At 49.9% G+C, this 14562-nt stretch carries 12 protein-coding genes and 1 other RNA gene; 4 read left to right on the top strand and 9 right to left on the bottom strand.

The window, feature by feature from the left end; translation table 11 throughout:
• The 3 genes from JHJ32_RS22075 to JHJ32_RS22065 form a co-directional block, all read right to left on the bottom strand.
• On the bottom strand, positions 1 to 1084 hold a 1084-nt coding region (locus tag JHJ32_RS22075), incomplete at its 3' end, for an IS66 family transposase (RefSeq protein WP_200122797.1).
• A 60-nt stretch (positions 1085 to 1144) separates the two neighbouring features.
• Positions 1145 to 1498 (bottom strand): IS66 family insertion sequence element accessory protein TnpB, encoded by a 354-nt coding sequence (gene tnpB, locus JHJ32_RS22070; protein ID WP_200122793.1) that lies wholly within the window; start codon positions 1496 to 1498, stop codon positions 1145 to 1147.
• Positions 1498 to 1785 carry an IS66 family insertion sequence element accessory protein TnpB gene (locus JHJ32_RS22065; protein WP_200122791.1) on the bottom strand — a complete coding sequence of 96 codons (288 nt, stop codon included), beginning with the start codon at positions 1783 to 1785 and terminating at the stop codon, positions 1498 to 1500. The genes tnpB and JHJ32_RS22065 overlap by 1 nt, the downstream gene beginning before the upstream one ends.
• Positions 1786 to 1898: 113 nt before the next feature.
• Between JHJ32_RS22065 and JHJ32_RS22060 the strand changes: the two genes are divergently transcribed.
• The gene (locus JHJ32_RS22060) at positions 1899 to 2258 is read left to right on the top strand and encodes a hypothetical protein (RefSeq protein WP_200122789.1); all 360 of its coding nucleotides are present in this window, start codon (positions 1899 to 1901) and stop codon (positions 2256 to 2258) included.
• Between the two features lie 13 nt (positions 2259 to 2271).
• Here the strand turns inward: JHJ32_RS22060 and mnmE are convergent, their stop codons facing one another.
• The 5 genes from mnmE to JHJ32_RS22035 all read right to left on the bottom strand — a co-directional run bounded on the left by mnmE (position 2272) and on the right by JHJ32_RS22035 (position 11013).
• Positions 2272 to 3630 (bottom strand): tRNA uridine-5-carboxymethylaminomethyl(34) synthesis GTPase MnmE, encoded by a 1359-nt coding sequence (gene mnmE, locus JHJ32_RS22055; protein ID WP_200122787.1) that lies wholly within the window; start codon positions 3628 to 3630, stop codon positions 2272 to 2274.
• A gap of 107 nt (positions 3631 to 3737) precedes the next feature.
• Positions 3738 to 5006, bottom strand: coding sequence for a glucose-1-phosphate adenylyltransferase (locus tag JHJ32_RS22050; protein WP_139378727.1), 1269 nt, complete (start codon positions 5004 to 5006; stop codon positions 3738 to 3740).
• Between the two features lie 6 nt (positions 5007 to 5012).
• On the bottom strand, positions 5013 to 6464 hold the full coding sequence (locus JHJ32_RS22045) for a glycogen synthase (RefSeq protein ID WP_200122785.1): 1452 nt from the start codon (positions 6462 to 6464) through the stop codon (positions 5013 to 5015).
• A 1-nt stretch (position 6465) separates the two neighbouring features.
• On the bottom strand, positions 6466 to 8508 hold the full coding sequence (gene glgB, locus JHJ32_RS22040) for a 1,4-alpha-glucan branching protein GlgB (protein WP_079717720.1): 2043 nt from the start codon (positions 8506 to 8508) through the stop codon (positions 6466 to 6468).
• A 48-nt stretch (positions 8509 to 8556) separates the two neighbouring features.
• Entirely contained in the window at positions 8557 to 11013 is a 2457-nt protein-coding gene (locus JHJ32_RS22035) for a glycoside hydrolase family 31 protein (protein WP_079717719.1), read from the bottom strand.
• Between the two features lie 655 nt (positions 11014 to 11668).
• Here JHJ32_RS22035 and hisG point away from each other — a divergent pair.
• From hisG to ssrA, 3 genes are all read left to right on the top strand, one after another.
• Complete coding sequence (gene hisG, locus JHJ32_RS22030; protein ID WP_079717718.1) at positions 11669 to 12520, top strand: ATP phosphoribosyltransferase; 852 nt, start codon at positions 11669 to 11671, stop codon at positions 12518 to 12520.
• 8 nt (positions 12521 to 12528) lie between these two features.
• Positions 12529 to 13815, top strand: coding sequence for a histidinol dehydrogenase (gene hisD / locus JHJ32_RS22025; RefSeq protein WP_370584563.1), 1287 nt, complete (start codon positions 12529 to 12531; stop codon positions 13813 to 13815).
• 70 nt (positions 13816 to 13885) lie between these two features.
• Positions 13886 to 14253, top strand: a transfer-messenger RNA (tmRNA) gene (gene ssrA / locus JHJ32_RS22020).
• A gap of 19 nt (positions 14254 to 14272) precedes the next feature.
• Here ssrA and JHJ32_RS22015 read toward each other — a convergent pair.
• The coding region (locus tag JHJ32_RS22015) for a hypothetical protein (protein WP_200122781.1) at positions 14273 to 14562 on the bottom strand (290 nt) is incomplete at its 5' end.

Here is a 14562-nt window from a genome sequence, read left to right as displayed (position 1 = left end):
TCTTGATCTGTTCGGCGGCCAGTTTTTCCTCCCGGGCCCGCCTTTCCACCGCGTAGAGCCGCTGGATCATGAGCAGGGCTTTTTCGGCCCTTGCTTTGTCATTATCCAGTGCGCGCTCGAATTCCCTCCGCGCATGGGCCCAGCAGGCCAGGTGGGTGATATCCTTTCTGCGGCCATATTTATCATAGACGGCATACCCGTCGGTCTGCAGGTAACCCTTGAAGGTATCCAGCAGCTTCTTTGCGGCCACCTGCCCGCGCGTGGGCTGGTAGTCGAACAGTACAATACCGTCAAGCGGGGCATGGTATACCCAGTAGTAGCCCTGATGGGTGGCGCCTTTTTTGTCGCTATCCAGTACTTTTATCGGGGTTTCATCCACCTGGAGGTATCCTTTTGCTTTCGTGTCGAAGATGAGTTGCTCATAAAGCGGGTGCAGTTTGATGAGCGCTTCCTTCGTCCAGCCCTCGATCGTGGAGGAAGGGATTTGGATATTTTCCCGGGCGAATCGCTGTTTCTGGCGGTAGAGCGGCAGGTGGTCCACGTATTTATCGGTCAGTATCATCGCCAGCAGGCCGGCCCCGGGGATGCCCTTGTCGATCACCCTTTCCGGCAGCCCGCCGATTTTCACACCTTCACCGCATTTAGCGGCATATTTGTAGCGGATATAGCGCTTGATATAGAACCTGGCCGGCTCGCATTCCAGTTCCTCGGTGATTTCTTTACCGATGCAGACCATATCCGAGAGGTCACCCTGGGGGTGTATCTCGATTTCTTCTACCGGTAAGTGCTCAGGAAGTTTCGCGCGCCCCTTGTGATTCGGGCGTTTGCGGACGTACTCGATCTTTTGCTTCACTTCCTCCCACTGCTGTTCCTCCTGGGCAGGTGCAGCATCGAATGGAAGGCTCATCTGGGCCGGGTCACCTTCAAAGCGCTCGCGCTTCTGGCCGAACTGCATCCGCTTATACATGGCCAGCTGTTCTTTCAGGTAATCACGCTCCCGAAGAAGGAGTTCATTCTCTTTGGATATACTGGAAACAACCTCTAAAAGGTCCTCTTTCGATAGCTGTTCCAGTGCCGCTTGCATGGCATAAAAATACAGATAACCATCGGGTTATGCAAGCAGAAAGCGATGTTTTTGGTTAATTCAGACCACTTTTTTCAGTGAGAACCGGTGCCGCCTCCGGCTCTTCTCCACAACGATCCCCTCCACCATCAGCACCAGATCGCTCCAGTCGATCCCGCCGTCAGGCCCACCGGTTTTCGGCACAGGAAATGTACCGCCCTCCAGCCTTTTGTAATAAAGCACAAACCCGCCGTGCTCCCAGTGCAGAAGCTTCATATGTGTGCGCCGGCGGTTCAGGAACACGAACACGTCACCACTGGTCGCACTCCGTCCAAGACCACCGGAAACCAGCCCGCACAGTCCGTCAAATGATTTCCGCATATCGCAATGGGCACCGTACAGGTAATAACGGTGCGAGGAACCCAGGCTGAACATCAGACCAGGGCGATTAACCGGGACAACAACCCCAGGTCGGCCGAAGGCACTTCCAGCCGCACACCGTTGGGGTAAATAACCGATAAAACTGAATGGCCTGCAATACCGGGAGAACCCATCGGTATAAAACCGCTATTAACGGCGGATTGATCCTCTTTCCAGCGACTGATCCAATAACCGAACTTAGACAGGGTGATACCGTGCTGCAGACAGAATTCCTTCCGGGTCAAACCGCTCTCACGCCATTGGCGGACCAAGGCAAACATGTAGTCCCTACGCTCTTTCATAATTATATTATTTTGGGCGTAAAGCTACAGACCGTCAATCAATCAGAAAATATGTAGTTGGTCGGGCGGATACCGTGCAAAGTGCAACGGCAGTAGCACATATCGAAAAAACGATGGCTCAATCCTTCTACAAACATCAACAACGGTGGTCTACTGGATCAACCGCTGTTGTCATTCTCCCGAAAGGGTCGATATCTTACCACCCCTCCCGGGGGTTTGAGGGTGAAGCGACAGCCATCGTCTCCTACCGTACGCAAAGCGAGCAAACCGAATTGCAGCGTGACCATGCAACTGACCAAACCGAGGAACGGTCATCCGCAAGCGACTATACATCCGTTACACAGACCCATGCAAAAGAACGTGCATCGGAAACCGACCGCCAGCCCGCGACCGACTTTTCCTTCCGGTGGTTGTTCATAGCCCTCGTCGCCGGATGTGCATTGCTTGTAGCACTACGCATCTATTGCAAGTGAGGAAGATGGATAGTTATTTCCCGATGCAAAACTTCGAGAAAATATTATCCAACAAATCATCGGTAGATACGCTTCCGGTGATCTCGCCCAAGTGATGCAATGCCTGCCGGATATCCATAGCGAGAAAATCGGATGTCACCGTGCTATCGATACCTGCCAGCACACGCTGCAGAGCACCTTCCGTCTTTCGCAGGGCGTCCACATGGCGGATGTTGGTCACCAACACGTCTTCCGCATCAAGGTTATGCAGATTTACTTTGCGCAATAGCGCTTGTTTCAGATCCTCTACGCCGACATTGTTTTTGGCGGAAATAAACAACGGTTCGATGGCACGAAGCGCCTCAAGCTTGTCTTGTTTCAGCAAATCCACCTTGTTGACCACCACCACGAAGGGCACGTCAAGCTGGGCCACTTCGGCAATCTGGCTTTTTATTTCGTCAACGTCATCTTGCTGCGGATCTGCCAAGTAAATGATGAGCCGAGCCTGCCGCATTTTCGCTCGGGTACGTTCGACACCCTTTGCTTCAATGATATCGTGCGTATCTCGGATACCCGCTGTATCAATGAACCGGAACATGACACCACTGATATTGATTTCGTCTTCGATGGTGTCGCGCGTGGTGCCTGCTATATCCGAGACAATGGCCCGCTCTTCATTTAGCAGCGTATTGAGCAACGTAGACTTTCCGACATTGGGCCTGCCTGCAATGACCACGGGCACACCATTTTTGAGCACGTTGCCCCGTTCAAACGAAGCAATGAGCTTCTGGATAACATCGTTGATCTCAGCGATGAGCACCCTAAGCTGTTCCCTGTTGGCAAACTCCACGTCTTCTTCGGAAAAATCCAGTTCGAGTTCCACCAGTGAAGCGAACTGAATGAGCTGTTCGCGGAGCTGCTTCAATATGGTAGAAAAACCGCCCCGCATCTGCTGTATAGCTACCTGGTGGGACGCCGCTGATGTAGAGGCAATAAGATCGGCTACGGCCTCTGCCTGCGAAAGGTCCAGCCGGCCATTGAGGAATGCCCGCAAGGTAAACTCGCCAGGCTGCGCCGCGCGCGCACCGTGCTGGATCAGCAGTTGAATCATTCGCTCGACAATATATCGGGAGTTGTGCGCGGAGATCTCTATGACATGTTCTCCGGTATAGGAATGCGGTGCAATAAAAACAGATACCAGCACCTCATCCAGGATGTCGCCGTTATCGCGTATCGTCCCAAAATGAATGGTATGGGACGGTTGTTGGGCTAAGTCCTTACCTTTAAAAATTTTATTCACTATCGCTATCGCCCCAGCGCCCGAAAGCCGGATGACCGCTATAGCGCCGTTTCCGGTAGCCGTAGCCAAAGCCACAATTGTATCGTGATTCATAACTGCAAAGTTAGCAGCATGATGTTTAAAGTCCGTCCCAATTATAATCTTTTTCGGGTTGTCCCCCAAAACGTCTTACTGTACAGCGATATGACAGGCGCCCCTAATCAACCGATGACGGTGCCAGCAGGCAAAATGGCACGCTTTTTCACAACGACAATACCGTCTCTTATCGCATGGGTATCGAAATCGCCATCAGCCAGATGCGCCCCGCCCGTGATGCGTACGTTGTCTCCGATGCAGCAGCTCTTATCCAATATGGCGTTCTCGATGTAACAGTTTTCACCGACGCCGACCAAGGGAAAACCGTTGGCCCGTGCATCTTCGATCTCATGCAACGTTTGGTAGAAATCACTGCCCATCATATACGTAGTTTTGATGACAGAGCCCACCCCTATCCTTGATCGGATCCCAATCACAGAGCGCTCAATGCGTTCGGCAGCCACGATGCAACCGTCTGCGATGACTACATTGTCGAGCGTAGTGCCCGACACTTTGGAAGGCGGCAACATCCGGGCGCGGGAAAAGATGGTGTTTCTATCGAATAAATTGAACTGGGGAATATCGTCTGTGAGTCCGATATTGGCTTCGAAAAACGAGTCTATGTTACCGATATCCGTCCAATACCCGGGATATTGGTAGCTGTGTATCTTGTAACGCCCTATGGCCTCCGGCAGGAGCTCTTTGCCAAAATCCACCCCTTCGCTTTCCTCCAAAATCTGCGTCAAAATACTTTTATTAAATACATAGATACCCATCGATGCCAAATAAACCCTGCCTACCGCCTTCATCTCATCATTCACCTCAGATTCCCACGGTGGAAGGAGCGAACTGTTCGGCTTTTCGATAAATGACGTGATGTTTCCTGCTTCGTCGGATTTCAGGATACCGAATGACGTTGCATCCTTCGCATTGACCGGAATGGTGGCCACCGAAATTTCCGCGCCGGTTTCGATATGGGCCTCTATCATCTCCTGGAAATCAATCTGGTATAATTGGTCACCCGACAGGATGAGTAAATGTTCGTAATCATGATGCTGCAGGTAACGTTGTAAATGCCGCACCGCATCGGCAGTACCCTGATACCAACGCTCACCCTCGTTGGTCTGCTCGGCCGCAAGGATCTCCACGAACCCCTTGCTGAACACGCTGAAATTATAGGTATTTTTGATGTGCGAATTCAACGATGCCGAATTGTATTGCGTCAATACAAAAATCCGGTTGTAACCAGAATTGAGGCAATTGGAAATGGGAATATCCACCAACCGGTATTTGCCCGCTATCGGCACAGCAGGCTTGGAACGTTGATGTGTCAATGGGTAAAGGCGACTGCCCTTACCCCCTCCCAGTACGACGGAAATCACATTGTGCTTAATCATAACTTATGCGGTTACTTGTTGGTAAATTTCGATATACTTAGCTGCTGATTTATCCCAAGAAAAGTCGAGTTTCATGAGTTGTTTCTGCAATTGTTGCATCCTTTTTTTATTGTTATACAGCTCCAAAGCCCGGTAGATAGCTGCCGTCGCATCAGCTGGGGTCGCATCAGCAAAGGTGATGCCGTATCCGCCCGGCTCATCAATATCTTGAACGGTATCCTTAAGCCCGCCTGTCTTCCGCACGATGGGAATGGTACCGTACCGCATGGAATAAAGCTGATTCAGCCCGCATGGCTCCACCCGTGAAGGCATAATCAGGAAGTCTGCCGCTGCATAAATGCGGTGTGATAGCTCTTCCTGGTAACCGACATGTACCCCCAATTTCCCTTGGTACTTTTCTGCCAAATAAGCCATGGCGGATTGTACCCGTGAGTCTCCTGATCCCAATATCATGATATTTAGCTCAACACCTTCATCGCCCAATATGTTTTCAATGATTTCAGGCAAAAGATCAGCGCCCTTTTCGCCGGCAAACCGACCGATATATGCCAACAGCGGTTTGCGAGCATCCAACCCGTATGCATCGCACAGCGCTGCTTTATTTTTGTATTTTCCAGGCTGCACGTCTTTGATTTGATACGGCTCAGGCAACAAGGTGTCCCGATCGGGGCTCCATACCGCTGTGTCGATTCCGTTGACGATACCAACGCTCTTGGCTCGTTCCATTGCGAATAATCGTTCCAGACCATTGGCTTGCTCCATGAGTTCGTAAAGGTATCCTTCGGATACGGTCGTGTATAGCGTACAGCACTTAATCAATGCCGCCAGTGGATTGATAACGCGATCCCAGTCCAGTAGCCCCCATTTCCAAGTATCAAATGCAGGTAAAAGAATGGCCTGGTTCCAATTCATCCATCCTTGATATTGCCCGTTATGTACGGTCGCGACCGTCGGCACCTTCCGCAGGGCCGTAAACTTATCGCCGTGGTACATCAAAAAAGGAATGAGCCCGGTATGGTGATCATGGCAGTGTATTACATCGGGCACGATGCCCGTCTCCGTAATCCAGTGCAAAAAGCCATGCTGGAAAGCAATGAATTGCTCGCTTTCATCCGCGTATCCGTAGGGTTCGTCCCTATCCAATAATTCAGGAATTTTAATCAGGTACAGCTTAAAGCCCAGCACATCGTCCCGTTCCTTTTCTACTTGTACTTCCAGACGCCTGGAGCCTTGATAAAAAACGCCCCGGTACACCACATCAAAATTATGCTGGCTGACGAAAGGCTTATTATACCAAGGTATGACCACCCACGTGTCCAGCCCCGCCGCCTGCAGGTATTTTGGCAACGCACCGACTACATCGCCCAAGCCACCGACCTTTGCCACTGGGTAACACTCGGCACTTAAATGGATCACATGTTTTGAGGGCTGAGCGTTCTTTTTGTTGTCTGTCATACTATGCTTCGTTACCCGAGTCCTTTTTTGTCCGTCTCCCTTTGGGCGATTTATCCGCCTTTACAGTCGGCACCGTGGACGTATCGCGTGGTCTTCTTTTAAGCCGCTGCACATTTTTCTCGTCGTTTGGCTTCTCAGGGCGCCGTTTGAGCACAAGGCCAGCCAACGGTGGCAATGTCAATTGAGCTGACCAGTTTTGATTCATCCAGTGGACAGGCTCCGCCTGCACGGGCGGCTGTTCAATACCGCTACCGTAATAGTGCCTGTCATCTGAATTAAGCACCACCGTCCATTCACCTTGTGAAGGTAAACCACATCGGTAAAAATAACGTACAACTGGTGTTAAATTTATGATAATCAGCAAATCGTTTTCCCGATCAACCCCTTTCCTCAAGTAAGCCAACACGCCATGGTATGCATCGCCCCCTTCTATCCATTCAAAGCCTTCGGCACTGAAGCTATGTTCGTAAAGCGCAGGTTCTTGTCGATACAGATGGTTCAGCGATTTTAACAACTCAAATACACCTTTATGCGGTTCGTATTGCATAAGATGCCAATCTAATGATTGGTTGAAATTCCATTCTGCCGTCTGTCCAAATTCACACCCCATAAACAGCAGTTTGGTACCAGGATGAGTATACATATAGAGGTACAACGTCCTTAGGTTGGCGAACCGCTGCCAGTCATCGCCAGGCATTTTGTACACCATCGACCCTTTGCCATGCACGACTTCATCATGCGAAAGCGGCAGCATGAAATTCTCGTGGAAGGAATACAACAAACTGAACGTGAGCTGCCCGTGGTGGTGGTGCCTGAATAACGGGTCTCGGCTGAAATATTGCAATGTGTCATGCATCCAACCCATCATCCATTTCATACCGAATCCCAGCCCGCCACTGTATACCGGACGGCTGACGCCTGGCCAGGAAGTAGACTCCTCTGCGATGGTCTGCACATCGGGGAAGGCCGCATAGACCGCCTCATTCAACTCCTTAAGAAAACCAATCGCCTGCAGATTTTCTCGGCCACCGTATTCGTTGGGTATCCACTCGCCTTCCTTCCGGGAATAATCGAGGTAAAGCATCGACGCCACCGCATCCACACGCAGACCATCGGCATGGTACCTTTCCAGCCAAAAGATCGCGTTGCTTATAAGAAATGAGCGCACCTCATTGCGCCCGTAGTTGAAGATATAAGACCCCCAATCAGGGTGGTATCCCTGGCGGGGATCCTGATGTTCATACAAATGCGTACCGTCAAAACGATGCAAACCATGCACATCCCCCGGGAAATGAGACGGCACCCAGTCCAATATCACGCCGATTCCATTCCGATGCAGTTGTTCGATCAGATACATCAAATCCTGCGGCGAACCATAGCGCGAGGAAGCTGCAAAATAGCCCGTGATCTGATAACCCCATGACGGATAATAGGGATGCTCCATGACGGGCATCAGTTCAACATGCGTAAAACCGGTTTCCTTGATATAAGGGACCAGCTTATCAGCTACCCCCCGATAGTCGAGCAACTGCGTTGGATTATCAGGGCTGCGTATCCAAGAGCCCAAATGCATCTCGTAAACAGCAATAGGTTTATTAAGCCCATTGTGCTCATGTCTTACACGCATCCAATCTTCATCTTTCCACTCATACCAGGTAGTGGATACCAGCGATGCTGTCCCTGGCGATTGCTCCCATTGCAGGGCGAAAGGATCCCCTTTTTCCAGTATTTCACCTTGATAAGATTGCATGCGGTATTTATACAATTCACCGACACCGATGCCCGGGATAAAGCCTTCCCAGATGCCTGACCCATCCCAACGCACATACAAGGCATGTGAGTAAGGATTCCACCCGTTGAAATTGCCGACAACAGCGACCGACTCCGCATTGGGTGCCCACACGGCAAAATAGGTGCCAGCCTGGCCGTCGCGCATCAAAGTATGCGAACCGAACTTTTCATAAAGTTTGTAATGCTTGCCTGCCTGAAACAGGCTTACATCAAAATCGGTGAACAATGAATGGACTTCTACCGTACGCTGCATAACGAATGGGCTTGCTAATTATCAATGATGATATTAAACGATCTACCGTCAAGTAACGATAATGTTTTTGAAATCCTTCGGTACCGTCACAACGTACCGGCCTTGACTGTCTTGTTTTGCTACTGCAGGTTTATCGTCTACAACGATACGTTTTACGTTAAACGGTAGTGACACCAGGTGCAAATCATAGGTATCATATCGTTCAGAATATAAGCCATCAACAAATTGCTTGATTTTTAAGCTGTTTGAGGTCCCCTTTACCACAAACCTTTTCTCCAGGTAAATCTGCTGCTCATACGCAAAGGTGTCTCCATGATCTTCGTACATATACGAATTGGTTTCCTGCACCGCATGATAAACCAGCAGCTTGAGTGATTCTATCTTTTTTTCGTAGACATGCTGCATCACCGGGTATTCAGGCAGTACGGTACCTGCCTTTACGAAGATTGGCATTTCATCCATGGGGGTCTTTACTTCATGCTCTTTGCCCCCTTCGAACCGGCTGTCGTTCCAGTAATAATACCAGTCGCCTGCAGGCAGGTAAACCGTCTTGTGTTGTTGCCCCGGAGACAAAACGGGCGATACCAGCAGCTTGTCGCCGAAGCAGAACTCCTCCTCGCGCGGAATATTGCTCTCAAGCCGTTGTTCCACCATGGTCAATGGGCGGAGGATTGGAAAACCGTATTTACTGTGTTCCCAAAATACCGAATAGATGTAGGGAAGCAGTTTGTATCGCAACTCGATAAATTTGCGGTTGAGCGCTTCATGCTCGGGCCCAAAGCTCCAAGGCTCACGTTCGGCAGTATCGCCTGCCGAGTGTGCCCTCATAAAGGGCGAAAACACACCAAACTGAATCCACCGCGTAAACAACTCCGCGTCGGGCTCGCCACTGAACCCGCCAATGTCCGTTCCGCAGAAGGGCATGCCCGAAACGGAAAGCCGTTGAAGCTGCAAGGCTCCGAGGCGCAGGTGCTCCCAGGTAGCTACATTATCGCCGGTCCAGACCGACGCGTACCGCTGGGTACCTGCATAGGCAGCACGGGTGATGGTAAAAGGGCGTTTTTTCTGAAACAGCGTTTTCAAGCCTTCGTAGGTAGCGCGCACCATCTGCATACCATATACATTATGCGCTTTGCGATGCGACCCCCGGTAGCCGTCAAAGTTATGACGGACATCATTGGGGAATGTCCCCCTGCCGAACACCGCCGGCTCATTCATATCGTTCCATACGCCGGCCACCCCCGCCTCTACTAAGCCCTTGAACAATCCACCCCACCACTCACGGACTTCCTGATTGGTAAAATCCGGAAACTGGCATCGACCCGGCCATACGTACCCTTCCATAAAATAGTCGTCGCCTCTACGGCAGAAATAACGGTTTTTCTTTCCTTCCTTAAATACCCAATAGTTTTCATCTACCTTTATTCCCGGATCGATGATGACCACCGTATGGAAGCCATCATCTGCCAGGTCTTTGATCATTTTTTTCGGGTCTGGGAAATAACGTTTGTTCCATGTAAAGCAACGGTAGCCGTCCATGTAATCGATATCCAGATAAATGGCATCACATGGAATATTACGCTCACGAAAATTCCGTGCGAGGTCTCTCACCTTGCTTTCGGGGTAATAGCTCCAACGGCACTGATGGTACCCCAACGCCCACAGTGGCGGCAGATAATGAGTACCCGTAATGCTGTGATAGCGCTTGACCACGTCCATCATGTGCGGGCCGTGGATATAGTAATATTGAAGTTCACCGCCTTCAGACCAAAAGCTCGTTTGGTCATGGGCCTCTGCAGCGAAGTCAAAATACGTTTTGAAGGTGTTGTCGAAAAAAATACCATAAGCATCCCCTTCATGCAGGCCGATGTAAAATGGGATACTACGGTAGAGTGGATCTTGGTTAAATTGGAACGAATAGGTATCCGAATTCCAGTTGACGAACCGCTTTCCACGGATATTCAGGTTCGTGGGTTTGTCCCCCAGGCCGTAAAAAGCCTCATTGGCTTGGGCTGCTTTGGTACAATACACATAATAACCGCCAAAATCCGGGTTTTCCTCCCAATGCATCGGCGAATAATCCTTGTTGTATTCCTTGCCTTCGCGATCTTCGAAAGCTATCAGAAAATCAGCTTTACGGATGACACAGGTCACGGTGTTGGTCTTAACGCGATACGCCTGTTGGTCTTCCTCAAAATTATATACCGCCACATGCTGATCAGACTGCGGCACGGCGTAGGAAAAATCTTCCAAAAACTGTCCTTTAGGAGCCAGTCGCACCCGGATGATTTCATCACTGACCACCTTAACCTCGACGCTCGCCCCCCCGTCAGTGAAATAATAGTTGTTGTTTTCCTGGTGATATCCAGTAACCGGTCCCAAATAATTCTTGACGATCTCCGGCAAGTCAAGCACCGGGTTGTTCACGTGGTGTACTCCTTCTTCTAATACCTGGGTCGTACTTAAGGTATCGCTGTCTTGTTGTTTAGTCAAATCCTTCGCCATAAAATAAACGCCTTATTCATTTAGGTACATCTTAAAAGCCACTGGTACTCGACGCGACGCTGAGCTTTTAATCATATACTTTTTTTTAGCCAAAGTACATTTTTTGAGCATTTAAAACAATTTATCTCATCATAAATTCACCCCAAAACAAACAAAACGTTCGTTATCAACAAATTGACGGTGCAGCAAAACTTTATCGCGCTGGACAAAAATTTGCAAACGCCGTATTTACCTCCTATATTTGCCGACCAACTTTATGGATTATTAATGGAAAACATACAGATTGCCCTTATTCATTGCATACATTTCCATCATCGCCTTTGCGGCGATGTATAATTTGTATGTTTCTACGTGAAGCAATTTGTAACCCTGATGTTTTTGAATCTTAGTAAAATTAATCATTTAAAATCCATTGAAACCTGAGCTGCCGCTCAAAAAAAGGACATGAACTTAGCGAAACGAATTCCAGAACGCCGTTGAAGAAGCATAAGATGTGAAACGAGGATAGCTTATGCACACCTACGGTAACAGATGGATTTCGTCGCCACCAGAAACGTTTATTTAAAATGAACCTGCATAAAATACCACAAAAGATGAGTATTAATGGTGAAAAATCATTATGCAAGCTTCATTGCCGCTTAAAAATACTATTCGAATGAAAAATCTGAAAATAGCCATCCAGAAATCAGGCCGGCTGAATGAAAAATCCGTACAGTTGTTAAAAAACTGCGGACTGAATTTTGAAAACTATAAAAGTTCCCTGATCACTACCGTCGCCAACTTTCCGCTGGAAATTCTTTTCCTGCGGGATGACGATATCCCTGAATACGTGCAGGATGGCATTGCCGACCTTGGGATTGTCGGTGAAAATGTAATTGCCGAAACCGAAGCCGATGTGCGGTACCTCCAGCGACTTGGATTTGGGAAATGTACGCTTAAAATAGCCATTCCCAATCACAGCGAGACCAAGACACTGGCCGACTTAGATGGCAAGGCCATTGCCACCTCCTACCCCACCATCCTCAAGAAGTTCCTTGATGAACACGGCGTATCGGCCGAGATACGCATGATCTCAGGCTCAGTGGAAATTTCCCCGGCGTTGGAACTAAGTGATGCCATTTTTGATATTGTTTCCACTGGCGGCACGTTGCGCAGCAACGGCCTGAAGCCCTTTGCCGATGTGATGGCATCGGAAGCCATCCTAATCAGTAAAAACGGCATCGATAGCAACCCCGTGGTACGCGAACTCATGCAACGCATACAATCCGTACTTCGAGCCGCGGAAACCAAATATGTGGTGCTCAATGTGAATCGAAGCAACCTTGATGAAATCATCAACCTGCTTCCGGGCGTCAAAAGCCCTACCATTGTACCGTTGGCCGAAGAAAATTGGGTAGCAGTACATACGGTCATTTCGGAGCAGGACTTCTGGGATAAAATCAATAAATTGAAAGCAGCGGGCGCGCAAGGCATTGTCGTCATGCCCGTAGAGAAAATCATCATGTAGCAATGGCCATATTGAAGACATACGACTATGGTTCGCTCGGCGAGCCGGACTACCGGCAACTCGTCTCGCGCAATGCCGATCCTTCCCAAGCGATACACCATGTGGCGGCGGAAATCATCGAAGATGTGAAAGTAAACGGAGACTCGGCACTCAAGCGGTATGCGGAAAAATTTGACAAGGTGCAGTTGGATCGGCTATACCTCACAGCAGATGAAATCGCTGCCTTGGCATCATCTATCAACCGCGAGCAGCAACGTGCGCTGGAAATAGCCTTTGCCAACATTTACCGCTTCCATGAGACTCAACTCCGCAAAGAACGGGCTATAGAAACCATGCCCGGCGTAAAATGCTGGCGCGAGCCCCGCCCAATTGAAAAAGTAGGACTGTACATCCCCGGTGGCTCTGCGGTATTGCCGAGTACACTCTTGATGCTTGGTGTGCCCGCCCGCATTGCTGGCTGCAAAGAAATTGTAGTGTGCTCGCCCCCGCAGGCTGACGGCAAAATCAATGGGTATGTTGCCTATTGCCTGCAATTGCTCAAAATTGACCGCGTATACTTGGTCGGTGGCGCCCAAGCAATTGCGGCTATGGCTTACGGCACGCCGACTGTGCCCAAGGTGGATAAAATTTTTGGCCCGGGCAACCAATACGTCACAAAGGCGAAGAGCTTAGTACAGTCGCTAACAAACGTAAGCATCGACATGCCAGCAGGCCCCTCCGAAGTACTGGTCATTGCAGATGGTTCTGCCAATCCAGCGTATGTAGCTGCGGATTTATTGGCGCAAGCCGAACACGGCGCCGACAGCCAAGCGATATTGGTGAGTACGGATCAGCACCTTATCGACGAAGTACAAATAGCCCTGCGTGCTCAGCTCGCCCAACTCCCCCGCGCAGAAGTGGCCACAAAAGCCATTGCAAATTCTTATGCCCTGCTGTGCGCTAATCTTGATGAAGCCATCACGTTCAGCAACCGGTATGCTCCGGAGCATCTCATCATCGAGACGGATGACTGGGAACAACTACTGCGGAAGGTAAGCAATGCAGGTTCTGTCTTTGTAGGACACCTTACTCCGGAGAGCGCCGGCGACTATGCCTCAGGTACCAACCATACCTTACCCACAAGCGGCTATGCCCGCTCGTACTCCGGGGTATCGGTGGATGCATTCGTCAAAAAAATCACCTTCCAGCACATTACCGAAGAAGGACTGCGAAACATTGGCCCCACCGTAGAGGTGCTGGCCGAATTGGAAGGCTTACAAGCACATAAGCATGCTGTGTCTGTTCGGCTGCGTTGACAGGGAGACGGGCAACTGTCCATTTTGATATGGATTAAATTTTTTGTATCTTTGCGGGCTATTCATAATCGGGGTCGACCGGAATTGACAGGATGGAGACGGTTATGTAAGCATGCAGCGCGTTGGAAGTATGGCGCTTTAATCTCAACTTTCAGACTTATAAATGGCGAAAACAACTACGCCTTAGCTGCCTAATTTAGAATTAGATCAGCTTTTGTCCCGCTCACGCTTGGTTCCGTAGCGTAGCATCCGGGGCATCGAATCACGGAACTGGCCGGCTTGGCGTTGCGACGGGCCGGCGAGAAACAGCAACTAAGGAAAACGGTATAGGCGAGCGTCCGGCCTTCCCTTTCCCGACAATGAAACGGAAGCTAAGCATGTAGAAAGCGTATATTGTACCATGTCTGGACGAGGGTTCGAATCCCTCCGACTCCACAAAGCAACAGCAAGCCCGACGTCAGTCGGGTTTTGTTGTTTTACAGGCTTTGCGAAGCCCCGCTTCAGCAAAGGCGGAAAACAACAAAAGAAATGAGCGCAGCGAATGGCTTGCTGTTGCTTTACTCCCCCCATCAAGGGATCGCTGCGGAATGAGTGCGGGGCAGCGGGACGCAGCCAATCCCGCTTCAGCAAAGGCGGAAAACAACAAAAGAAATGAGCGCAGCGAATGGCTTGCTGTTGCTTTACTCCCCCCTATCAAGGGATCGCTGCGGAATGAGTGCGGGGCAGCGGGACGCAGCCAATCCCGCT

It is taken from the genome of Parapedobacter sp. ISTM3 (assembly GCF_016533505.1).
GTDB lineage: Bacteria > Bacteroidota > Bacteroidia > Sphingobacteriales > Sphingobacteriaceae > Parapedobacter > Parapedobacter luteus.
Note: the sequence above shows the minus strand (reverse complement) of the source record. Positions and strands in the feature narration are given on the sequence as shown.